We start from the raw sequence: 23,499 nt of genomic DNA, 5'->3' as shown, positions 1-23,499 counted from the left end.
CCTAGGCGTCAATCAGGGAATTCGGCTTTCTGCTTGCTCATGTGCGCGGCGATGGCGACGCGCAAGTCAGTGGATTGCAACATGGCGGCGTTCCAGGTGGCAACGTATTCCAAGCCGTCATCGATCCGATGGTCGCGCATGTAGCTGATCATCGCCTTGGTTCCGCTAACGGCAATTGGCGACTTGCCAGCAATTTCCCGGGCGATCCCCATCACCCCGTCGAGCAAGGCGGCATGATCGGGGTAGACGCGATTGACCAGGCCGATCCGGGTCGCTTCCTCGGCACCGAACGACCGACCGGTGTAGGCCAGCTCCCGCAACATGCCGTCGCCGATGATACGCGGCAAACGTTGCAAGGTGCCGACATCGGCGGCCATGCCGATATCCACTTCCTTGATGGAAAACTGCACGTCTTCGGCGCAGTAGCGCATGTCGCAGGCGGCGATCAGATCGACCGCACCGCCTAGGCAATAACCCTGGATCGCCGCCAGGACCGGCTTGCGGCAGTTGTCGACGGCATTGAAGGAGGCTTGCAGTTGCAGGATCTTGCGGCGCAGCAGGCGGGCGTTGCGACCGACATCCTTGCCCAGTTCGTTGGCCACCGAGGCCAGCAGCATCAGGTCGATACCGGAAGAAAAGTGTTTGCCGGCACCGCTGAGGACGACCACGCGCACCGCGTCGGTGTCGTCGATCCACTGGAAGATCTCGCTGATTTCGCTCCAGAAGGCCGCGTTCATCGCGTTGATCTTTTCCGGGCGGTTGATCCGCACATGGGCGATGTTGTCTACCAGTTCGACGTGGAAGGCTTGGTATTCGGACATGAGAGGCATCCTTGGCGGGGCGAAAAGAGATTCGCCACTATAGCAAGGACCCACCTCGGGCTATAGGAAGCGGATGTGCCAAAAGCCGGACAATGCATCGCAAGAGTGCGGTGGATGGCCGCCTTCGGCGGCCATCCACAGGAGATCTATCGCCTGGCCAGGATGAATTGCTCGATGGCCTGCGCCGCGCCGTCCTCGCCGTTGCTACCGGTGACCACGTCCGCCTGACGCCTGATCACCTCCTCCGCCTGGCCCATGGCAATCGCCAACCCGGCCCGGTGGAACATCGCCGGGTCATTGCCGCCATCGCCGATGGCCGCCGTCTGCGCCAGTGGCACGCCGAGGTATTTCGCCAGGGTCAGCAGCGCCTCGCCCTTGTTGGCCTGCATCGCGGTGATATCCAGGTAGGAACGCTGCGAGCGACTGGCCAGCGCCTGGTCCGCCACCAACGGTTGCAACACCGCCTCCAGATCAATCAGCAATTGCCCGTTGCCACTGGCGCCGACGATCTTGTCGATACGCTCCAGGTACGGCGTGAAGTCCTCCACCACCGTCGGCGCATAGCCCAGTGCATGCTGTTCCCGAGGCACCATGGTGCCGTGCGGGTCGCGCAGCAACCAATGATCGTCGGCAAAGACCCAGACCTCGACCTCTTCATGCCGCGACAACAGCTCCAGGGTGACGAGCGCCGCTTCACGGGGGATGTAGTGGGTCACCAGGTAACGGCCATCAGGGTGAACCAGGGTGCCACCATTGAAGGCCGCCGTGGGAACGTCGACCCCCAACGCCGCGATCTGCTCGCGCATGGCCCGTGGCGGACGCCCAGTGGCAAGACTGAAGAACACCCCCGCCGCGCGCAATGCCCGCACGGCCTCGACCGTGCGCGGGCTGAGGCTGTGATCGGGACGCAACAAGGTGCCGTCCATATCGCTGAGCAACAAGCGGATGGGGTACTGCGCCACGCCACTCATCCGAGGCTGTGCCAGACGCGGCCGTCACGGGCCAGCAGTTCGTCGGCGGCCGCCGGACCGTTGTCCCCGGCCGCGTAGCCCTGCACCTGATCGTCCTCGCACCAGGCATCGAGAAACGGCTGCACCGCCCGCCAACCGTTCTCGATATTGTCGGCGCGCTGGAACAGTGTCTGGTCACCGGTCAGGCAATCGTAGATCAGGGTTTCATAGCCAGTGGACGGCTGCATTTCGAAGAAATCCTTGTAGGCGAAGCCCAGCTCGATATTGGTGGTGTCCAGCGCCGGCCCCGGACGCTTGGCCAGCAGGTCGAACCACATGCCCTCGTTGGGCTGGATCTGGATCTTCAGGTAGGTCGGCTCCAGGCGCTCGACCTCGGTGTCACGGAACTGCGCATATGGCGCCGGCTTGAAGCAGATGGCGATTTCCGTGTGGCGCACGCTCATGCGCTTGCCGGTGCGCAAATAGAACGGCACGCCGACCCAGCGCCAGTTATCGATCATCACCTTGAGCGCGACATAGGTTTCGGTGTTGCTGTCCGGCGCCACGTTGTTCTCTTCGCGATAACCCGGCATGGCCTTGCCGCCCAACTCGCCCGCGCGGTACTGACCGCGTACCGAATTGGCCCGGGCCTCCTCGGCACTCCAGGGACGGATCGCGCCGACCACCTTGGCCTTCTCGCCACGGACCGCATCGGCGCCGAACGCCGCCGGCGGCTCCATCGCGACCATCGCCAGCAACTGGAACAGGTGATTGGGCACCATGTCCCGCAGGGCGCCGGTGTGTTCGTAGAAACTGCCACGGGTTTCGACGCCGACGGTTTCGGCGGCGGTGATCTGCACATGGTCGATGTAATGGTTGTTCCAGAACGATTCGAACAGGCCGTTGGAGAAGCGGCTGACCAGGATGTTCTGCACGGTTTCCTTGCCCAGGTAATGGTCGATGCGATAGATCTGCTTCTCGCTCATCACCTTGAGCAAACGCGCGTTCAAGGCTTCGGCGGTGGCCAGGTCGGAACCGAAGGGCTTCTCGATCACTACCCGGCGAAACGCCCCGGAGCTCTCCTCGAGCAAACCGGCCTCGCCCAGCCGCCGCGCCACTTCGCTGAAGAAACGCGGCGCGGTGGCCAGGTAAAACACCGCATTACCGGTACCGCTGGCGATGATCTTCTCGTCCAGGGCAACATAGGTCGCGTCGTCGAGGAAGTCGCCCTGCACATAGCTGATGTGTTTGGCCAAGCGCTTCCAGAGCGCGGCATCCAAGGCGTCTTCGGGCTCTTTGCCACTTTTCGCCGCGACTTCGGCACGGCTGAAGTCCTCCAGTTTCTTGGCGAAGTCGGCGTCGCTGATGGCGTTGTGATCGACGCCGACGATACGCAAGCCATCGCCCAGCAGACCATCGCGAGTCAGGTTGTACAGCGCCGGCATCAGCAGGCGCTTGACCAGATCGCCATGGGCACCGAACAGAAACAGCGTGGTCGGCGGCGCGGGCTCGGCCTTGCGCTTGGTGCGGGAGGCATTCATTTTTTCGGTGTCTCCACGTGGCCGCCGAAGCCGAAGCGCATCGCCGACAGCAACTTGTCGCCATAGGTGCTTTGCTGGCGGGAGCGGAAACGCGCGAACAACGAGTTGGACAGCACCGGCACCGGCACCGCCTGCTCCATGGCCGCCTCGATGGTCCAGCGTCCTTCGCCACTGTCGGCCACCGCGCCGCTGTAACCGTCGAGTTTCGGATCGCAGGCCAAGGCGTCGGCGGTCAGGTCCAGCAGCCAGGACGAGACCACGCTGCCGCGCCGCCAGACTTCGGCGATATCCGCCAGGTTGAGGTCGAAACGCTGGTCCTCGGGCAGGCTCGGCGAGTTCTTGGTCTTGAGGATATCGAAGCCTTCGGCGAAGGCTTGCATCATGCCGTACTCGATGCCGTTGTGAATCATCTTGACGAAGTGCCCGGCGCCCGGTGGGCCAGCATGGATATAGCCGCGTTCGGCGCGATCATCGGCGCTGACCCGGTCGCGGGTCCGGGGAATCGTGCCGATCCCGGGGGCCAGGCTGGCGAACAGCGGATCAAGGCGTTCGACCACCTCGGCATCGCCGCCGATCATCATGCAGTAGCCGCGCTCCAGCCCCCAGACGCCACCGGAAGTACCGACATCGATGTAGTGGATACCCTTTTGCGCCAGCGTCTGGCCGCGACGGATATCGTCCTTGTAGAAGGTGTTGCCGCCGTCGATGATCACATCGCCGGCCTCCAGCAGTTCGCCCAGTTCGGCGATGGTGTCCTCGGTCGGCCCGCCAGCCGGCAGCATGACCCAGATCGCCCGGGGTGAGTCCAGGCCGGCCACCAGCGCCGGCAGGTCGGCAACGCCACTGGCGCCCTCTTTGCCCAGGGCGCTGACGAAGTCGGCATTGCGGTCGTACACCACTGTCTGATGGCCATCAAGCATCAGGCGCCGCGCGATATTGCCGCCCATGCGGCCCAGTCCGATGATTCCCAGTTGCATGCAGGGTGCTCCCGATAGCGATAAAAAAAACACTGTCACACCTTAGCCCAGCGGCGGACGGATGTCTGTCTTGATCTTGGTCGAGAGGGGGGTTGCAGACACCGATCGATGGCTTTTCAAGTGGCCGAATCCGGCTCCGTGGTGTTGAAAAACAGCGCCTGGGCCACCGCCTTGTCGAGAATCCGGCCACGGTGGATAGGCGGGCCAACCGGGTATATCGATAGGTCGCACCAGACTCCCGCTCGCCGAGCCAGAGGGTTGCCTCGTTGGCCCTGGACCTTGAGGTCGGGCCAGTGCTGGTCCAGCACGGCCTGGACCAGCGACTGCGCCACCGTTGAGGGGGGGCGGACAAACAGCAAACACGGCACGGGCGCAATCGCCGGCCATTCGTCGCCCAGGACAGGAGGGCAAGGCCGCTCACAGGGCTTCACCGGACCTGGAGAAAGTGCTTCTGCGCCGAAGCCGGATCGATCACGCTGCGATGAATCTGCAGCGCCAGGCGGGCGTTGCCACCCCGCCCCGTCTGGATCTTCTTGAACGCCCTTTCCTGCTCCAGCAACTGGTATTGGCCACCGATCTTGCGCTGCTCGACGGTTTTCAGGTGAGCGGCCTCGAAGGCCGAATCCGCCGTCGTCGCGGTCGAGTAATGAAAATGGGCGTACCACAGCGGCTTAGCGGTCTTGTCGAGCAGCGCGTACTCTTGCAGAAAGTCCTTCTTGCCAAGCCGGATTCGCTCGCCTTCCTTGCGGATCGTCACTTCGCCCTGCTCCAGCAGATAGTCGATGCGCGACATTTCCGGCGGGTTGGCCTTGATCGCGGCGATGCGCGCGCGTTGCCCGGCCAGCTTCAGCCTGGGCGACGCCTCGCGCAGTTGCTGGGCTACCGCCCGGGCATTTTTCACTCGATCCGGATTACGCGCCGGCGTTTGTGCAATAGCCAGAACCCTGTCGATCTCCGTAGCCTGGTTCTCCATCATCTCGGCGCGTATGCGCAGGATATCCTCTTGCGCCCGAGGCGCATTCGAGCGGCCAACCTGACTCATGACCCGCTCGATGATCGATGACTCGTCGTCGAGCCACAGGCGTGCGGCGGCCACCCGTTTTTCCAGCCCGACCGCGGGCCTGACCACGGCGGGCCTGGCGAGCTTTTCGGCGGCATCGACCTTGTCCCAGAGCCCGTCCCCGCTGTTCTGGCGAAATCTCTCGATCACCTGGCCATAGCCATCGGTGACCTGCACCGTCTCCTCGCCCTCCGCCGATGTCGCTGGCCTGACTTCGCCGGACAGCACCTGTTGCTGGCGAGTGCGAATGATTTTTCTCCTGGTTTTCTTGACCGCGGGCCGGGCAACCGGCAAGGGCGGCAACTCCCAGTCATCGCTGCCCAGCAGCCGGCGCAGATCTTCCTCGGTTTCCTGCTCAAGCGTCTTCAGCGTCTTGAGCAACTCGTCCAGTTGCTCCGTGGCGCGCTGACGGCTCTCGAGACTCGCCGACCAGAATTCGAGCTTTTGTTGAAGCTCACTGGATTGCTCGACGACCGACTCCAAAAGACTGATGCGTTCGGCCGTGGACAACTCGCTTTCCTCAAGGGCATCGAGCGACGAGTAGTAAGACAGATGCAGGCGTTCGAACTGCTCCCAGGTCGCGTTGAACATCTCCCGGCCGACGTCCTGGGAGGTTATTTCGGTCAGGATGAAACGGTTTTTAAGCTGTGCAATCTTCCATACCCGCACTTCCACCGCAATGGAGCCCAGGCCGACGGTTGCCATGACCTTCCGGTACTCCTCGCGCCCATCGCGTATCTTCTCCAGCCGGGCGAGCAGGTCCTTTTGCATGGAAGACCATTCGACCATTTTGTCCGTACTCCTGGCATCACGCTCCCATTCGGTTTGCAGCCAGGTGACATCCCGCTGCGCCTCGGGCAGTTCGGAAAATCCGGCATGGGACTGAGCGAACCGTTCCAACAACCAGGTTCGTTGCGCATGGGTCAAGGCTTGCAGGTCGAGCACCGCATTTTGCAGGGCAATGACCGGGATCTGCGCTCCGACCCGGGTCTGGTCCTTCAACTTGTCGATCAACGCCAACTGTTGCAGATAGTTCTCCAGACGCTTTTCCAGTAATGCGCTCAACTCGTCATGCAATTCGGTGCGCCGCTCATAGGTCACCCGTTTGCCCGTCTCGCCTTCACTCGCCAGCTTCCAGCGCCGCATACTGCCGTGGATCGAGGCTTCGCTTTGTTTGGCTTGAGCATCGAGTTCATACAGCTTCGCGTAGTCCGCGCCGATCTGCTGCGAGACACCCGCCGGCACAACCGCCGGGGCCCGCTTCGGAGCACCTCCGCGCAAGCGCAGATCCAGGCTCCAGCGCCCCTCCCCATCGTGGCGTACCCAGGGACCGGCATTGCCGACAGGGTCGACCACACGAATGCCCTCGCCCTCGGCTTCCCATGCCACCTCATACAGATCGCCCTGGATCAGCGCACACCATTTCCCCCGCCCGTCCGCATGGATATGGACCAATCCCCGGGCCGGTCCGAAGGCTGCCACGCGGCCCAGCTCCGCCAAGGCCGATGCCGGCTTGTCGAACGTCCGCAGGCGATAACCACGAATCCGCCGCATCAGCGCATCGGGGAGCGGCCAGCCTGGCACCGACCAGCGACCCAGCACGGGACGGGGCAGGTCGGACGCCCGGACAACGCTCGGCGAGGGCAATACCCGCCCGGGTGGCTGGGGCTCAAGCGTGTGCGGTACGACAGGGCCGGGCTGGCCCGCGACACGATAGTGCAACAGCAGGGTCGCAAGATTGAACAACAGGTCCGCGGCGGCGGCCGACTGTTGCCGTTGATTGTCGCTGCCCAGGGCCCGCAGGTCGTCATGGGCGATCTTCACCACCACCAGCCAGCTCAATACCTCCACCAGGCGCCCGACAGACGGCAAGATCCCGGCAAACGGCAACTGGGTGATGCTCAGCAGTATCAGCCAGGCCCCCTCCTTCCAGTCCGCCCAACGTTGCTCGACATTCGACACCGACTGCCGGTCGGCTTGATCGACCAGGGCCTTGACCGTGGCCCCGAAGATTGCCGGCAGATAGTCGCCCTTGACGATGTCCTCGGCGAGCGTCGCGGGATCGGGCTTGGGCGGCTCGGGGGCGAACTCGTCTCCCGGCAGGAACGCCTGGATATGCGGCGCGGCGAAGCCTCCCCGTGCATAACGAGCACGCGCCGGCTCGTTCATCCAGGTCAGCACACCGCGCTGCAGATCGCCGGACTGGCGGATTGCCGCGAGCAGCGCCTGACAATTCTCAAACTGTTGCAACGGCTGTTGCAAGCACAAGGGCCGATACAGAATCAGCGGCCCGAGGCTCATATCCCGTGGCCCGATCAGGAACATCGCCAGCACCGCGTCAGCCCGCCAGTCGGTCTTGGCCTTGAACGCCAGGGGACGCAGGACGATTTCCATGCCATCGACGAAGCGCTCGGCGGCCAACGGGCGGACCAGGGCCTGCAAGTAGCGAACACCGCTGGCGGTGAACCCCGACGCGCCCTTGATCTTCAGTTCCAGGGCCTGGAGCGGCAAACTCACGCGTAACTGCGCGACGAACAAAGCCTCACGACGCCGAGCCTCGACGCCATCGCCGAGCAGCCGGTTTTTCAACAGGTCGGGGTACACCTGGCCGATATCCGCGCGAGTCACCAGGTCCTTGACGTAGTCCGCGGTCAACCATTGCGCAACCGGCGCGTCGAGATCGCGACGGCGAATACTGAGCGCCATCCTCACATGCCGAAAGCCACCAAGATTCTCCAGGGCAAACTCCGTCAGGCTCATCCGCACCGTTTCAACCGTCCCCAACGCGCCGCCCGCGCCCCCGGCAACGGGGACCGGCAGCGCGGTCGTCTTGTCGAGTTCCAGATAAATATCGTCGGGGTCGGCAACCCCCAAGACTTGCGGATGATCCTCGCGCATCAGGCGGCGCAGGCGGCGTGCGGCAAACTGGTTCAAGGTACCGATATCGTCGAGATAATGCCGCCCTTGCGACTGGCATTGCGCGCGCGCCAGCTCAGTCAGCAGAGCACTGTAGGTCAAGCGATCCGTGAGGGTTGCCGTCAACAGCCAATCCGGCAACGAGTCGCTGGTCAAGCCCAGAACCGCCGTGCCGCAGCGCTCTCGCTGGATCATCTGGAAGCGCGTGGTGTCGTAGGTCCTGGCGGGCACGGCGAGCCAGTGACCAGGATCGGTGATCTGCGCGACCCGCCGCTGAAGATCGGCCCGGCCTTGCCAACAGCCTGGCTCAAGTCTACCCAGCGCCTGCAACTGATACTCCAGCAAGCCCTTGACCAGGTTTTCGCCGATGACCTCGGCGGACTGCCCCCAGCGCCAGATACAGGTCTCTCTGATTTCCAGGTTGCGCTCGGCCGTTCGGGCGCCGATCAGCATCGCGACCAGTGCGGCATCCTCCTCCTTGCCCATGCGCAGACCGCCTTCTCCTGGATGGAAATAGATGGGGTAAGGCAGCGGGTTATTCTGTTCATAACGGGTAAAGCTGATCACCGGAAACAGCTCCGGGTAACGTTGGCCCTGGGCATCCACGCTGAAGACACGGATCTCGTAGGCACGGATATCCAGTCTCGACAGATCGCCGTCCGCATCGCCAGCCCCATAACCCATATAGAACGGCAGGCGACTCAGGTCGGGGCGTCCTCCCGGAACCGGTGTGCGCCCCGGCACGAGCAAGCTGCCAATCGCGGCAGCCAGCCGCGCCCAACGACTCGGGCCATGCCCTTGTGGCGACTCATTCCAGGTCTCGATCAGTTGCTGCTTGAAGTTGTCCAGCAGCGACCGCGCGGCCTGATCCAGGCGTTTGAGCAACTCGTCGAGATCAATCGCCAAGGGTTTCTTCGCCATCGCTGGCCGCTCGCGCCAGAGCAGGTTATGCGTGTCCCAGCGCGGGCTCGTGGAGCCCCTGAAAACGCCCGCGCCCAAGGCGAAGCGCTCAACCAGCACTTCACCGAGGTGGTAGTAATTGTGCCCCGCCGGAGCGCCGTCGATGCCCTGCGCCAATGACCAGTAAGGCACGGCGAGACACACCCGCTCGGCCGACAGCTCGAAATTCGCATAGTCCTGGTCCAGCACGCCCTGGACCAGCGGCGTGGCAACCGAGAGCAAAGTGGGAGCCGTCGCGAACAGCGCTTTCGCGAGCGGAGTCGGGTCTGTCGTTGGCTGATCTGGAAGCGGCGACTGCGTTGGCATGGATGACGTTCTCGTTCGAGTGATAGGAACGAGTCGTCACCTGACGCATTGTTTTGCCGGCCACGACTCCTGAAGGATTCAACCCTCCAGGCAAATGTCGTGTGCGGTAGATAAATAGGCCCTCTGTCGGCAGAAGGCGCTACTGGGCACCGCGAGTGCGCGCTGCGGTGGAACTAGAGAGACTTGTTCCAGAACAGCATCTGGCCGTGCTCCGGATCGAGCTGCGCACCGCTGAAACCAAACTTGCGGTACGAGCCCTGGGCCACCGCGTTGCCCTCAAGCACCTCCAGGGTGATCTTGCAGCAGCCGCGCTGGCGGGCGATGTCCTCGACCTTCTGCAGCATCTTCTGGCTCAGCCCCAGGCCGCGAAACCGGCTCATCACCACGACGTCATGCACGTTCACCAGGGGGCGGCAGGCAAAGGTCGAAAAGCCTTCGAAGCAGTTCACCAGCCCGGCCGGCTCGCCACCGACAAACGCCAGCACGCTGAAGGCGTGGGGCCGTTTGGCCAACTCCCCGGGCAACTGCCGCAGCACATCCGGGGCCAGGCTCCGGCCACCGCCCATGGGGTCTTCGGCATAGTGATTGAGCACCTGCGCAATCGCCTCGGCGTGAACCGGATTGGTGTAACTCGCTTGCAATACCAGTACGTCTGCAACGTCCATGTCTGTCCTCGAAGAATGCATCGATCAGGATCGATTGAATTTCAGTACGTGGATAATAAGCATGCCGGAGCGGGGAAACGAAAGAAAATTCATGCACCTGGCTCCGCTGCGCGATAGCGCGATACCTATCCATTCAAGCCTTGATAAAGATCAACAGCTTCGGGCCCGCTTGGGCAGACATTTACTCCATGCGTTCAGACCGAGGCGCCGTTGCTGATCGGTGCACTCGGACGTCCCGTTCAGTTACGATCATGGAGATGTCATCATGGCAACGCCCTTGCAACAGCGTTCATCCCCCGGCGCGACCGCGCCGTCAACGAAGCCGACGAGCGTCGCGCAGTCGGCCCGCTTGTCCCTGAGCCTGCTGATCGCCCTGGTGGTCGGTTCCATTATCGGCAGCGGTGCCTACAGCCTGCCACAGAACATGGCGGCTGGTGCCGGTGCCGGCGCGATCCTGATCGGCTGGCTGGTCACCGGGATCGGCATGCTGTCCCTGGCCCTGGTCTACCAGATGCTCTCCGACCGCAAACCGGAGCTGGACAATGGCGTCTTCGCTTACGCCAAGGCCCTGGGCGGCGACTTCGTCGGCTTCAACTCGGCCTGGGGCTACTGGATCAGTGCCTGGATCGGTAACGTCGGCTACCTGGTCATCCTGTTCGCCGCCGCCAGCTATTTTTTCCCGGCCTTCGGCGAGGGTAACAACAAGGTGGCGATCATTGCCGCCTCGCTACTGCTCTGGGCCATGCATTTCATGATCCTGCGGGGTGTACGTACCGCGGCACGGGCCAATGCCATCACCACCGTCGCCAAGATCGTGCCCATCCTGGTATTCATCGGCGTCGCCGCCGCCGCCTTCCATCGCGATACCTTCGTCGCCGGTTTCTGGGGCGCCCCGGCCCTCGGCTCGATCCTGGACCAGGTCAAGAGCACCATGCTGGTGACCGTCTGGGTCTTTATCGGTATCGAAGGCGCCAATGTCTATTCGGCCCGGGCGGCGGAACGGGTCAACGTCGGACGAGCCACCATCATTGGTTTCGCCATTACCCTGTTGTTGCTGATTTCGGTCTCGCTGCTGTCGTTGGGCATCCTCGGCCAGCCCGAACTGGCGGCGATGAAAAACCCCTCGACCGCCGGGGTATTGCAAGCGGCGGCCGGTCCCTGGGGCGCCATGATGATCAGCCTGGGCCTGATGGTTTCCGTGGGCGGCGCGCTGCTGGCCTGGACTCTGCTCTCGGCTGAATCCTTGTTCAGTCCGGCCAAGGCCAGCGTGATGCCGGCGGTCCTGGCCAAGGAAAACAGCCAGGGCGTACCGGCCAATGCCCTCTGGGTCACCAACGGTTGCATCCAGCTGTTCCTGATCCTCACACTGTATTCGAACGCCACCTACCTGGCACTGATTTCCCTGGCGACCTCGATGATCCTGCTGCCCTATCTGTTCAGCGGCCTCTACGCGCTCAAGGTCAGCTGGCAGGAACGTGCCCATGACGGGCACGCCAGCCTGGGTGCCCGCGACCTGGCGATCTCGCTGGTGGCCAGCGTCTACTGCTTCTGGTTGCTGTACGCGGCCGGTCCCAAGTACCTGCTGCTCAGTGCCCTGCTCTACGCTCCCGGCTCGTTGATCTACCTGATGACCCCGCAGCGCAAGCCACTCAATGGCTTCGCCAAGGGCCTGCTGGCACTGATCTGGCTGGCTGCCGCAGTGGCCGCCTGGATGCTCTGGCAGGGTCTGCTGAGCCTCTGACACGCCTTGGCGTGGTGTCATGAAAAAGCCCCTTGGCGGTGAGCGCCAAGGGGCTTTTCAATGGGCCTCATCTGAGAAGCCGCGACTCAGTCGGGCTTGACCGTCAGCACGCTGCATTCGGGAATCTGCAGGGTCCGCTCGGTGGTATCGCCAATCAGCTTGCCCAGCCCCTTGGGCTGGACCGAGCCCATCACCACCACATCAATCGCATTGTCCTGGACATAATCGGCGATCACCCCCACCGGCGAGCCCATCAGGAAATGCCGGCGATCGGCCGGCACGCCATAGTCGTCCGCCAGCCTGGCGAAAGGCTCGAGCAAGGCGGCACGCAGCTCATCGAGCCAGACCACCGTGACACTGGGATCGGCCATGAACGCCGGCGACAGGTCGTAGGCATACAGCAAGTGCAGTTCGGCGTCGCATTGCAGCGCCATGGCCTCGGCCTCGCGGATGATCTTGCGATTGAACTCGGTGATGCCCTCGTCCCCGGTGGAAGTATCGACGGCCGCCACTATCCGTCGCGGCAACGCCGAGGTGACATGGTTGACCAGGTGCACTGGCACCGGGCTTTCCTGCAGCAGTTGCCAATCCAGCGGCGTGGTGAAAACCCGCCTGAGCAGTGGCTCCAGGTAGACATCCTTGATCAGCAGGTCGGGTTTGATCTCACGGGCATGGATCAGGATGTCGCGCAATGGACGGGTGCTCCAGAGCGCTTCGATGGTCAATTGCAAGCCTCTGCCGCGCAAGCTTTCGGTCGCCCCTTCCAGCCAGATCCGGTATTTATCCATGTACGCGGCGCGGGCCTGTTCATCCATGCCCGACTCAATCAGGTGAATGCGCGGCGGTGGCTGGACCAGCGCGGTGATATGCAAGGCCGCGCCACTGGCGGCCGCCAGGGCGGCGGCACGCTTGACAGCCGGAGAATGGGGCAGGTGCTGATCGGTGATGAGCAGCAGACGCTGGTATTGACTCATGACATACCTCTACGGACAAGATGTGCGGAGCGCCGGACCGCCGCTCGTTGTGCATCGATCTACTGGGCGAAATCCGGCAGTTCGGCGGGCTTGATCACCAGCAGGCTGCACGGGGGTTGATACAACAGGCTCTCGGTCGTGCTGCCCAACAGCTTGTTGAACGAACGGTGGGTAACGGTGCCGATGACCAGCACGTCAAAGACATCCTGGCCAACAAACTCGACGATGGTCTTTGTCGGGGTACCGACAATGAAATGCCGGTTGTCCTTGTGCAGGGCATGTTTGTCAGCCAGGTGCAGGAATTTGAGCTTGCGCTCGTCATAGCTGGGACTGACCGAAACCGGCACCTTGCCGATCCCGATATCGGCGACATACAAGGCCGTCCAGTCATAGACCCCCAACAGATGCAACGGGCATTTGCAGTGCGTGGCGAAGCGGGCCGCCTGGTCGATGATCCGGTCGTTGAGCTCGCGCGTCGCGACGTCGTCGCGCAGCACGTCGACGCAGGCCAGCACCTTGCGTGGCGCGGGCATGCCCTGGGCGGTGACCAGATGGATCGGCGCCCGGCTGTCGCAGAGCAGGCGCCAGTCCAGTGGGGTGAAGAAAATCCGCTTGAGGGCCGACTCCTGGTGGGCATCCTTGATCAGCAGGTCGGGATGCTGCGAACGCACGTAACTGGACAACGCATTCAACGACGGCAGGTCCCACTTGACCTCGGTCGTCACTTCGACCCCTTCGTCGCGCATGGCCTGCGCCTCCTGCTCCAGCCACTGGCGATAACGCTGCAGATATACCTCGCGAATCTCCTCGCGTTGATCGGTTTCGAGCAGATCAAGTTGATGCAACACATCGAGATAGACGAAGGCCACCAGGCTCAGCGAAGCATCCATCGCCTTGGCCAGCGCCAGGGCCCGGTCGAAGGCCGGGCTGTGGGTCATTTCGGCGGGGGCAACCAACAGCAAGCGTGGACGTGAAGACAAGGAACACCTCCAAGGCACGCCCTGTCGAGCGCGCCGGGTAGCGGGCGACGACTTCACAAGGCAAGGATTGAAGGTGTCCACCCGAAGAGAATCGGTCATCCTCGATTCTGCGACGCCCGGCCGACAGGGCCTTGATTTACATCAAGTAGCGACGGCTTGTCCGCGCCGCCGACAGCGATGGCCACCACCCCTGGGCGACCTCGGTTTGATCTGGGTCAAACCGCGACAAGCGCGTTGTCGCAGCATGGACCTCCCACCCGATCCTGCCATGGAGAGTGAAATCATGACGATGATGAAAGCGGCGGTATTCGTCGAAAAAAACCGGATCGTGCTACAGGACAAGCCCATCCCGGACATCGGCCCCCTGGACGCGCTGATCCGTATCACCACCACCACGATCTGCGGCACCGACGTGCATATCCTCAAGGGCGAATACCCGGTGGCGCCGGGGCTGATCATCGGCCATGAACCGGTGGGCATCATCGAAAAGCTCGGCTCGGCGGTCAGCGGTTTCCATGAGGGCCAACGGGTCATCGCCGGCGCCATCACTCCCAGCGGCCACAGTTACGCCTGCCTGTGCGGCTGCTCGTCCCAGGACGGCCCGGATACCCCCCACGGGTTCAAGGCCAGCGGTGGCTGGAAGTTCGGCAACCTGATCGATGGCTGCCAGGCCGAGTACCTGCGGGTACCCGATGCCATGGTCAACCTCAGCCCGGTACCGGACGCTCTGAGCGACGAGGAAGTACTGATGTGTCCCGACATCATGTCCACCGGTTTCAGCGGCGCCGAACGAGCCGGGATCCAGATCGGCGACTGCGTGGTGGTCTTCGCCCTCGGCCCGATCGGCCTGTGCGCGGTGGCCGGGGCCAAGCTCAAAGGGGCAAGTACCATCATCGGTGTCGACTCGATCAAGGCCCGCCAGGACATGGCGCGGCGCCTGGGCGCAACCCATATCGTCGACTTCACCCAGGGCGATCCGGTCGAGCAGATCATGGCGCTGACCGGCGGCCGGGGTGTCGACGCCGCCATCGAGGCCCTGGGCACCCAGACCACGTTCGAGTCCGCCCTGCGCGTCCTGCGTCCGGGCGGCTGCCTCTCCAGCCTCGGGGTCTACTCCTCCGACCTGCGGATTCCGCTGGATGCCTTCAGCGCCGGGCTGGGCGACAAACAGATCATCACCACCCTCTGCCCCGGCGGCAAGGAACGCATGCGCCGACTCATGGCCGTGGTCGCCGCCGGTAGCGTCGACCTCAAGCCGCTGGTCACCCACCGTTTCAAACTGGACGATATCGAAGCCGCCTATGAGCTGTTCGCCCACCAGCGCGACGGGGTCATGAAAGTGTCGATCACGCCATGAACGGCGACGCCCGTCGACCGGATCACTCCGGTCGACGGCGCGGGACTCAGATCGAGTCGGTACCCAGGGTCAACACCGAACAAGGCGGCTGCGACAGCAGCGACTCGGCAAAACTGCCCAGCCAGGGAAAGGCATCGGCCTGGGAGCGGCCAATGACCAAGGTATCCACTTCCCGTTCGCGGACGAACTCCTCCACCCGCTGGATCGCCTGCCCGAGCAGGAAATGGCGGCGTCGACCCGGCACCTGATGGCGGCTGGCCAAGTCATCGAAGGCCTGGCTGCGCAATTTCTGCAGGGCCGCCGCCGCATCCGAATCCCATGGATACTCCTGCATCAACTCATAACCGGCGAGAATATCGCAGGCATGCAGCAGTTCCAGGTCCGCGTCGCAGATCATCGCCAGTTCGCTGGCCAGGCGAATCACCTGGTCGTCGCGCGTGGTTTCGCCGTCGCCGACATTCTCCAGGGCTACCGCCGCGACGAAATTCTTCGGCCGCGCCGGCGCATCGTGCCGGACCAACATGACCGGTTTGCTGCACTGACGTACCAGATGCCAGTCGGTGGGGCCGATCAGCGCGCACTTGAGCTGTGACTCGACCCGCATATCCTTGACCACCAGGTCGACCTCGATGTCCTTGACATAGTCGCGAATGGCCGCATGCGGATGTTGCGACCAGACCACGTCGTAGCTCACCTCCAGCCCCTGATTGGTGAGGCTCTGCGCCAGTTCGGCAAGTTTTTCGCGTTTCTTGTCCAGAAAGCCCTCTCGGGCCAGGGTTCCGGCACCGTGGTTGAACAGGGTCATCGCCGCGATGGCCTCGACAAAGTCGAAGAGCACCAGATGCACTCCCGCTTTGCAGGCGCGCGCCAGCGTTGCCGCGCGATGCAGGGCGGGGGTCGCCCGGCAGTGGGTATCGGTAATCAGCAGAATGCGTTGATAGTCGCTCATGGCAGGGGCTCCGAGGCGGAATGAAGATACTCCACGGATTTACTTACCCCATTCACAAGCCAGGCGCTTGATTTATCTCAAGCAACCGACTACACCTGTTACGCTGACCCAAAGCAGAGTGTCTTTGTATCGGTATTAACCCGGGACGGACGCCCCCCTCCGGATACAGAGGTTTCAAAATGAACGATTGCGACACTCTCAAACTCAAGCCCCTGGGCCTGAAGTCCGCCTGTGCCAATTGCAGCGTATTGGAACTGTGCCTGCCCCTGGGCTTGAACGACACTGAAGTCAAACGCCTGGACGATCTGATCGTGCAGCGCGTGAAGATCAAGAAAGGCAACACGCTCTACCGTCAGGGCGACCCCTTGCATGCCCTGTACGCGGTGCGCCTGGGCTTTTTCAAGACCACCCTGACCTCGGAGGATGGCCGCGAGCAGGTCACCGGCTTTCAGATGACCGGGGAAATGCTCGGCATGGATGCCATCAGCGAAGATCGCCACGCCTGCAATGCCGTGGCGCTGGAGGACAGCGAAGTCTGTCCGATCCATTTCTCCCAACTGGAGCGTTTGTCCCGGGACCTGCCCTCCTTGCAGCACAATCTGAACAAACTACTGATGAGCCGGGAAATCGTCAGGGACCACAGCCTGCTGTTGATGATGGGCAATATGAACTCGGATGAGCGTCTGGCGGCGTTTTTCCTCAATCTCTCGCAACGCTTGTCCCTGCGCGGTTACTCGCCGTTCAACTTTATCCTGAGAATGCGTCGCGAAGAGATCGGCTCCTACCTGGGCCTGCGCCTGGAAACCATCAGCCGCGGGATCGCCCGGCTGCGGGAGTTGAACCTGCTGGAAGTCCACGCGCGGGAAGTGAAGATCCTTGACCCGATCGGCTTGAAGGCGCTGATTGCCGGTTGCGGCCAACATGGCAATCCGCTGTAACCCGGCGCTTGTCGAATGCCCCAGGTTGCGAAAGCGGCCATGCCGCTTTTTGCCATACCGACCGACACCTCGTGAGTTGTGCCGGTCTTTGATTTGAATCAAGCGCGAACACCCACCACGGCGTAGAAACAGAACACCGATACCGGCCCACGACCTTACCCGTTCGAGGAGTTCTGATCATGCCCGACCTCAATACCCCCCCGTTGAACCTGCCTGACTTTTCCTCCGTGACAGGCGAACACTGGATCGAAGCCCTGCAGGACGGTACCCATGTCCTGATCAGGCCACTGCGGGCCGAAGACCGCGAGCGGGAAAAGGCCTTTATCCAGCGCCTGTCCCCGGAATCGCGCCACCAGCGCTTCCTGGGCGAGATCGTCGATCCCAGCCCGGTCCTGATGAACCAGTTGATGAATGTCGATACCCACAATCGCGTGGCCTATGTGGCCCTGGCCCATGACAATGGTGAGTTGCGCGAAGTGGGGATCAGCCGCTATGCCGCCTCGGGCGCCGAGCACGAATGCGAATGTGCCATTACTGTCGCCGATGACTGGCAGCATCGTGGCCTGGGCGCGATCCTGATGAAGCACCTGATCGAAGCGGCACGCCAAAATCACTTTACCCAGATGTACTCCATCGACAGTGCTTCCAACGTACACATGCGCCAACTGGCCGACGACCTGCACTTCAGTCGCGAACGCGATCCCGACGATGCAACCCAGGTCATTCACCGGCTGTCGTTGCAAGCCTGATCACTTCCCCCTTGGCGAGGACCGTTGCGCGCGGTCCTCGCCAGACACTTCTTCAGACAAGACGTGCCGGGCGCAGGGCCAACAGGCTGCAAGCACTGCGATAGAGGATATTTTCCGCCGTGCTGCCGAGGATGCTGTCCAGGCCGTGGGAATGGCGGGTACCCATCACCAGCACATCCACCGCGTTGTGCTCGACGAAACTGCCGAGGGCCTCGATAACCGGCCCCGTGAGGAAATGCCGCTGGTTTTTCTCGACCCCGTTGCGCTCCGCCAGGGCCTTGAATCCCTGCTGCTCATTGGCACGGCTGGCCATTTCCAGGCCCTCGGCCATCGGCAAGGTGCCCCAACCCATCTCGTGGATATAGGAACGGGACTTATCATGCACATGCACCAGACTGAACGTCGCCGCGCATTGCCGGGCAAACGCCTGCCCGGCCTGGACCAGCCTGTCGTTGAAACGCTCTTCGGCCTGCTCCCCACCTAAATCCACCGCCACCAGCACATGGCGCGGCAACGGTTGGCTGTGACCCGCCACCAGGTGCACGGGGACCGGACTATCGCGCAACAACTGCCAGTCCAGTGGCGTGGCGAACAGGCGCTTGAGCCCCGGTTCCAAGTGGACATCCTTGATCAGCAGATCGATGTTCAGGTCACGAATGTACTCGACGATCGACTGCAATGGATGCTGGCACCAGAAGATATTGCAGCTCACATCCAGACCCCGGCCCCGCAGGTGATCGGTCTCCTGGTGCAGCCAGCGGCGATGCAGTTCCAGATAACCCTCGCGGGCCTGGGTCATGGCCTTCTGATCGAACAGCGTGGCCACGTCAAGGGTCGGTACATAGTCGAAAGCCAGGATATGCAGGGCGGCCCCGCAAGACAGGGCCAGCTCGGTGGCCCGATCGAAGGCGGGACTGTGGCTCATCGCAGGTGGCGCGAGCAAAAGAATACGTTGGTAGTCGGACATGGCGCACCTCTGGGGCAACAGGCTCCCGGCCGCTAGTGGCACTGGTTGAATACCACTCGGCAAATCTCGCCGTTATCGGCAGATCGAGACATTGTGGTCATGATGGAGCGCCCCGGCCCTAGCGGTTTGATTTACGTCAAAGCGGACTCAGCGGCGAGGCGAGGCGAATACGGCTCTGCCCTTCAGCGGCCTTGACGCATATCAAACACCGGGGGCCTGATAGACCTCACCCTGAGACAACACACAGGGGTCCGCAGTATGGAAACCTTCACTCACGCTACCAACCTGGCCTCGGCCCTGGGCCTGGGCCTGCTGGTCGGGTTCGAGCGCGAACGCCGGAAAGGCGAGGGAGCGGACCGTCGTTTCGCCGGCCTGCGCACCTTCGCCCTGACCTCCCTGCTCGGTTATGTCGGCCTGCTGCTCGGCGGTCCCCTGCTGCTCAGCGCCCTGACACTGGCGCTGGCGTTGCTCGCCAGCATGGCCTACTTCAAACGGCGCAGCGAGGATCCGGGCATGACCACCGGAGTCGCCCTGCTGCTGGTGCTGCTACTCGGTGCTTTGTGCAACAGCAAGGCCGGCCTGGCGGTGGCCCTTGCGGTGATCCTGACCTTGTTGCTGAATTTCCGGCAGAGCCTGCACCGCTTCGCCCTGAATCAACTGAGCGAAACCGAAGTCAAGGACGGGCTGATCCTGGCGACGGCGGCGCTGGTGATCATGCCCCAGGTGCCTGACGCCTTCATCGGCCCCTATCAGGCCATCAACCCACGCTCGATCTGCCTGTTGACAGTACTGATGATGAGTGTCGGTGCCGTGGGGCATATCGCCATCCGGGTACTCGGCGCCCGGTATGGATTGAGCCTGGCCGCAATTGCCTCCGGCTTCGTCTCAAGCACCGCGACCATCGCCGCCATGGGCAGTCGGGCGCGCCAGCAACCCGAACTCATGCAGCAAGCCGCCACCGCGGCGATCCTGTCGAACCTGGCCACGACGATTCTGCTCGGCCTGGTGCTCAGCGCCATCAGCCCGGCCACCCTTGCCCGGCTCTGGTTGCCTTTCCTGCTGGGCAGCGCGGTAACCTTGTCCTATGCACTGCGGCTGATGAAACCCACGGACTCGGAGATCGGCCCGCTGATCAACACCGGACATGCCTTCAACCTCAAACTGACGCTGATGGTCGTCGTCGGCATTTCGGGCCTGTTTTTTGTGACCAGCGCCCTGCAGGCTCGATTTGGCGCCTCCGGATTGTTTGCCGCATCGATGCTGGGGGGGCTGGCCGACGTGCACTCGGCCTCGGCGTCGGTGGCCGCGCTGGTCAAATCTGGCCAACTGCTGGCCGAGAACGCCCGGTGGCCGATTCTGGCGGCCTTCGGCACCAATACCCTATCCAAGTGTGTGATGGCCTGGTCCAGCGGCGGCGGCGCTTTCGCCCGCCGAGTGGTGCCGGCCCAGTTGCTGATCCTGCTGGCCTTGTGGACCGGCGCCCTTATCCAGGGTTGGCTGATGTCGGGGTGAAGCGCTGCAACTGCATCTCGCGCAAACGACTGAGGGTGCGGCGAAACGGGAACGCCAGGTAGCCTTCGGTGTACAGCTCATCCAGCGGCACTTGTGCGGCAATATACAGCGGCACCTTGCGGTCGTAGCACTCGTCCACCAGGGCGATAAAGCGCCGCACGCTATCGTCGTGGATCGACAACTGCGGCAGCTCACGGTCGCCGGCATCGACGCGCCGGGCCGCGTCCTCGGTGCCGCGGGCAATCCGCCCCGGACGCTGGCGGGCGCTGAGGTTCGGCACCTCGCTGAGGAAAATCGCCGTGTAGCTATCACACAACGCCATGAAGTCCATGGCGGCCAGGGGCTGCTCGCACAGCTCGGCATAGCGGCACCAGAGCACGCTCGGCGAAGCCCGCACCACGGCCAGGGTCCGATAGCCCATGGCGACCGGTGCGCTGGATAGCCGCTGTCCGGCCGTCAACGCCTGGAACGCTTCGGCCAGTCCTGCCGACCGTCCCTCGGGTTCGACCCAGTAACGCTGCACCCCGGTGCCCGGATGCAGGCGGTGGTCCTCAGCGCCATCGACATCCACCACCTCCATATGTTGCTCGATCGCGGCAATCGCCGGTAGAAAGCGCTCGCGGTTGAAACCGTCGGCATAGAGCTGCCGTGGTGGCTGGTTGGAGGTGGCGACGATCACCACGCCCTCGTCGAACATCACCTGGAACAACCGCCCGAGGATGATCGCATCGCCAATATCGTTGACGAACAGCTCATCGAAACACAGCACCCGGACCTCTCCGGCCAGCTCACGGGCCAAGGCCCGCAACGGGTCGGCGATACCGCTCAGTTGGAACGAGCGCTGGTGAACCCAGCCCATGAAGTGATGGAAATGCTGACGTCGCGACGGTACGCGCAAGGTCTGGTGAAACTGATCCATCAGCCAGGTCTTGCCGCGCCCGACCGGCCCCCAGAGGTAAACGCCGGGGGGGACCTGGCCCTGCTGCAACGCCTCGTGGCAGCGCTGCAAGGCCTGCACCGCCCGCCACTGGGCCTGGTCATGGATAAAGCCGTGCTGCTCGACGGCAGCACGGTAGGCGCTCAGGGGAGAATCGGCAGTCATGGCTTGGCACAGGCTCGCAACCGGGAGCCGTGCAGTATGCCAGCTTGTCCTAGAGGGAAATATCCAAGCGGGTGATCTTGCCCTGTTCGTTGAGCCGGAACACGTAGCGCAACTCCACCGAGCCACCGGGAAAAGTCCCCGAGACCCGTTGTTTGACCAGCACCTTGCCAGTGCGTTGCGCCACATCCAGGACTTCGACCCGGGGTTGGTATTTACGCGCGGTTTCGTCCATCCACTCGGCGATGGCGAGGGGGCCGACCCGATGATGGCCTTCGTCGAAGACGTTCGCGTCCTCGGCGAAGAAACTCGCCACCGCCGAACTGTCACGGGCGTTGGCGGCGGCGATATAGGCTTCGATGGCCGGGGCGAGCAGCGAAGTTTGAGTGGTCATGCTGTTGACAACTCCTTGCTGGGAAGAGGTGGAGCCATCCTAGAACACTCTTCCGTCAGTTTTTGTCAGGAGTGCAACGGCCTTAATCTTCGGAAGTGTCGACCTCGCCTCGTTTCACCCGCTTGGCAAACTCGGTTTCAATGCCTTGCGCCAGAATCTTGGCCTGACCGCGCCAGTCTTCGCGCTCGACCCGGCCTGGAAAGCTGAAGTAATGCTCTATCCAGTGCACTTGCGGCTCCGTCCATTGGGCAATCTGGGAAAACCGGTAGATGCCCAACTCGTGCAGCACGGCTTCATTTTTATGGCCGACACCGGAAATCAACTTCAGGTTATCGAGCGCGCCACTGGGTTTCTCCATGACCAGGGGACGGCTGCCAACACCAGCGGCGTCGGTTGCCGTAGCCCTGGCCTCGGGCCTCAAGCCGCCGTCGGTAGCACTGGCATCGGCAGCCATCGTGCCGTGAACCCAGGCACTGAGCCAGCAACCCACCAGGTAGGCGGCGAACAGCAGCAAGGCGGTTTCCAGCCATAGCCCCGCCCGACCCGGCAACCCTTTGAGCAAGGCCACGATCACACCGATGGCAAATACCCACAACGCCAAGTGCAACCAGCCGGCAATCCAGCGGGAATCGCCCGCGGCCCGAGTGCCGATCCAGCCCACGAGCACACCCAGGAGCAATGCCAGCAGCATCCAGGCCCAGTACTGTTCAAGTAAATAACTCATGATGGTTTCTCCTGGTTATTTAGCATCAGTCGGGGGCGTTGCGGCACTGTCATCCATCACCTTCATTTCTATCCGACGATTTTCCGCCTGACCTTCGGGCGTGTCATTGGCCGCCACCGGATGGGACTCGCCAAACCCCACGGCCTTCAGATGTTCCGGGCTGACGCCATGTTGTGCCAGATAAGCAACCACGGCTTCGGCCCGACGCGTGGAAAGAGCCAGATTGAAGTCCGCCTGACCGGTATTGTCGGTATAGCCATCCACTTCGATCTGCTCGTCGGGACACGCCCTGGCGGTGGCGACCAGCGCATCCAGCGCGGCTTTCGAATCCGCTGACAAGATGTCCTGGGCCGTGCCGAACCGTACTTTGTATTGACTCAGCGCCGCGGCAAACTGTTGTTCGCAAGCCTTGGCATCGAGACTCCCGGTCGAGCCCGGTTGATTGGCTTGTGGTTCGTCGGCAGGCGTTGTCGTCGGGGGCGATGCGGGTTCAGGTGCGGACGCGGGTTCGGGAACAGCTGGGGACGGCATGGCTGGCGCCGGCCCGGGCGGACGCTCGGAGCTGCCATCGACCGGCGTCACGGGTTGACTGCCCTGGCTGTCGATAACCTGTCTTACACCATAGGTCTGGTCGGCAGCGTCATGGGCTGGTTTTGTTGCATTGGGCAGGGTCACGTCACGCCCGGCGACAACCATGGCAGCACCATCACTGGCACTCTCCACGCGGGTCCGCAAATCCTGTTCGACTTCAGGCGTTTTTATCCAATTCACAGCCAACCACAGCAAAGCGAGCAACGGTAAACCCCACCACCACTTTTTCGAGCGAGCCATTTGTCTTCTCCTTAACATGGAAAAACTAACGGACTGCGAAAAATGCTGTAGCAGGTGATAATCAAGTGTAGGTAATAGTTATGAGCCG

General features: G+C 62.8%; 20 protein-coding genes. 5 read left to right on the top strand and 15 right to left on the bottom strand.

The genetic code is table 11. The features are described from left to right. Positions 1-8: 8 nt before the first annotated feature. The 7 genes from PFEN_RS09870 to PFEN_RS09840 form a co-directional block, all read right to left on the bottom strand. On the bottom strand, positions 9-821 hold the full coding sequence (locus tag PFEN_RS09870) for a crotonase/enoyl-CoA hydratase family protein (protein ID WP_191486656.1): 813 nt from the start codon (positions 819-821) through the stop codon (positions 9-11). Positions 822-967: 146 nt separating this feature from the next. Next, entirely contained in the window at positions 968-1,792 is an 825-nt protein-coding gene (locus PFEN_RS09865; protein WP_191486655.1) for an HAD family hydrolase, read from the bottom strand. Beyond that, positions 1,789-3,312 carry a glucose-6-phosphate dehydrogenase gene (zwf, locus tag PFEN_RS09860; RefSeq protein ID WP_191486654.1) on the bottom strand — a complete coding sequence of 508 codons (1,524 nt, stop codon included), beginning with the start codon at positions 3,310-3,312 and terminating at the stop codon, positions 1,789-1,791. The genes PFEN_RS09865 and zwf overlap by 4 nt, the downstream gene beginning before the upstream one ends. Next, a complete protein-coding gene (gene gnd, locus PFEN_RS09855; protein WP_191486653.1) occupies positions 3,309-4,289 on the bottom strand; it encodes a phosphogluconate dehydrogenase (NAD(+)-dependent, decarboxylating) in 981 nt (326 codons plus the stop codon). Before gnd ends, zwf begins: the two co-directional genes overlap by 4 nt. Positions 4,290-4,405: 116 nt before the next feature. Beyond that, positions 4,406-4,657, bottom strand: a complete 252-nt coding sequence (locus PFEN_RS09850) for a hypothetical protein (protein WP_191486652.1) — start codon at positions 4,655-4,657, stop codon at positions 4,406-4,408. A gap of 59 nt (positions 4,658-4,716) precedes the next feature. After that, positions 4,717-9,447 carry a dermonecrotic toxin domain-containing protein gene (locus PFEN_RS09845; protein ID WP_191486651.1) on the bottom strand — a complete coding sequence of 1,577 codons (4,731 nt, stop codon included), beginning with the start codon at positions 9,445-9,447 and terminating at the stop codon, positions 4,717-4,719. A gap of 257 nt (positions 9,448-9,704) precedes the next feature. Beyond that, positions 9,705-10,196: a GNAT family N-acetyltransferase gene (locus tag PFEN_RS09840; RefSeq protein WP_191486650.1), complete on the bottom strand. Its 492-nt coding sequence runs from the start codon at positions 10,194-10,196 to the stop codon at positions 9,705-9,707. A 265-nt stretch (positions 10,197-10,461) separates the two neighbouring features. Between PFEN_RS09840 and PFEN_RS09835 the strand changes: the two genes are divergently transcribed. Continuing rightward, entirely contained in the window at positions 10,462-11,937 is a 1,476-nt protein-coding gene (locus tag PFEN_RS09835) for a basic amino acid/polyamine antiporter (RefSeq protein ID WP_191486649.1), read from the top strand. Between the two features lie 86 nt (positions 11,938-12,023). Here PFEN_RS09835 and PFEN_RS09830 read toward each other — a convergent pair whose 3' ends face one another. Together PFEN_RS09830 and PFEN_RS09825 are read right to left on the bottom strand one after the other, a co-directional pair. Further along, positions 12,024-12,911 (bottom strand): universal stress protein, encoded by an 888-nt coding sequence (locus PFEN_RS09830; RefSeq protein WP_191486648.1) that lies wholly within the window; start codon positions 12,909-12,911, stop codon positions 12,024-12,026. 59 nt (positions 12,912-12,970) lie between these two features. Further along, the gene (locus tag PFEN_RS09825) at positions 12,971-13,891 is read right to left on the bottom strand and encodes a universal stress protein (RefSeq protein ID WP_191486647.1); all 921 of its coding nucleotides are present in this window, start codon (positions 13,889-13,891) and stop codon (positions 12,971-12,973) included. 283 nt (positions 13,892-14,174) lie between these two features. Between PFEN_RS09825 and PFEN_RS09820 the strand changes: the two genes are divergently transcribed. Beyond that, positions 14,175-15,248, top strand: coding sequence for an NAD(P)-dependent alcohol dehydrogenase (locus PFEN_RS09820; protein ID WP_191486646.1), 1,074 nt, complete (start codon positions 14,175-14,177; stop codon positions 15,246-15,248). Between the two features lie 46 nt (positions 15,249-15,294). Here the strand turns inward: PFEN_RS09820 and PFEN_RS09815 are convergent, their stop codons facing one another. After that, entirely contained in the window at positions 15,295-16,197 is a 903-nt protein-coding gene (locus PFEN_RS09815) for a universal stress protein (RefSeq protein WP_191486645.1), read from the bottom strand. A 179-nt stretch (positions 16,198-16,376) separates the two neighbouring features. Between PFEN_RS09815 and PFEN_RS09810 the strand changes: the two genes are divergently transcribed. Together PFEN_RS09810 and PFEN_RS09805 are read left to right on the top strand one after the other, a co-directional pair. Then, positions 16,377-17,135 (top strand): cyclic nucleotide-binding domain-containing protein, encoded by a 759-nt coding sequence (locus tag PFEN_RS09810; protein WP_191486644.1) that lies wholly within the window; start codon positions 16,377-16,379, stop codon positions 17,133-17,135. A gap of 179 nt (positions 17,136-17,314) precedes the next feature. Next, a complete protein-coding gene (locus PFEN_RS09805; RefSeq protein WP_191486643.1) occupies positions 17,315-17,884 on the top strand; it encodes a GNAT family N-acetyltransferase in 570 nt (189 codons plus the stop codon). Between the two features lie 52 nt (positions 17,885-17,936). Here PFEN_RS09805 and PFEN_RS09800 read toward each other — a convergent pair whose 3' ends face one another. Continuing rightward, positions 17,937-18,851 carry a universal stress protein gene (locus PFEN_RS09800; protein ID WP_191486642.1) on the bottom strand — a complete coding sequence of 305 codons (915 nt, stop codon included), beginning with the start codon at positions 18,849-18,851 and terminating at the stop codon, positions 17,937-17,939. 258 nt (positions 18,852-19,109) lie between these two features. On the opposite strand from PFEN_RS09800, the gene PFEN_RS09795 reads away from it, so the two are divergent. Next, positions 19,110-20,363: an MgtC/SapB family protein gene (locus tag PFEN_RS09795; protein WP_191486641.1), complete on the top strand. Its 1,254-nt coding sequence runs from the start codon at positions 19,110-19,112 to the stop codon at positions 20,361-20,363. Here PFEN_RS09795 and zapE read toward each other — a convergent pair. From zapE to PFEN_RS09775, 4 genes are all read right to left on the bottom strand, one after another. After that, positions 20,335-21,465 (bottom strand): cell division protein ZapE, encoded by a 1,131-nt coding sequence (zapE, locus tag PFEN_RS09790; protein WP_191486640.1) that lies wholly within the window; start codon positions 21,463-21,465, stop codon positions 20,335-20,337. The genes PFEN_RS09795 and zapE overlap by 29 nt on opposite strands. Positions 21,466-21,514: 49 nt before the next feature. After that, on the bottom strand, positions 21,515-21,856 hold the full coding sequence (locus tag PFEN_RS09785) for a nuclear transport factor 2 family protein (protein ID WP_191486639.1): 342 nt from the start codon (positions 21,854-21,856) through the stop codon (positions 21,515-21,517). Between the two features lie 82 nt (positions 21,857-21,938). Further along, the gene (locus PFEN_RS09780) at positions 21,939-22,580 is read right to left on the bottom strand and encodes a hypothetical protein (protein ID WP_191486638.1); all 642 of its coding nucleotides are present in this window, start codon (positions 22,578-22,580) and stop codon (positions 21,939-21,941) included. A gap of 15 nt (positions 22,581-22,595) precedes the next feature. Beyond that, positions 22,596-23,411 (bottom strand): OmpA family protein, encoded by an 816-nt coding sequence (locus PFEN_RS09775; RefSeq protein ID WP_191486637.1) that lies wholly within the window; start codon positions 23,409-23,411, stop codon positions 22,596-22,598. Positions 23,412-23,499: the final 88 nt, after the last annotated feature.

This window comes from Pseudomonas sp. FEN, assembly GCF_904067045.1.
Lineage (GTDB): Bacteria > Pseudomonadota > Gammaproteobacteria > Pseudomonadales > Pseudomonadaceae > Aquipseudomonas.
Note: the sequence above shows the minus strand (reverse complement) of the source record. Positions and strands in the feature narration are given on the sequence as shown.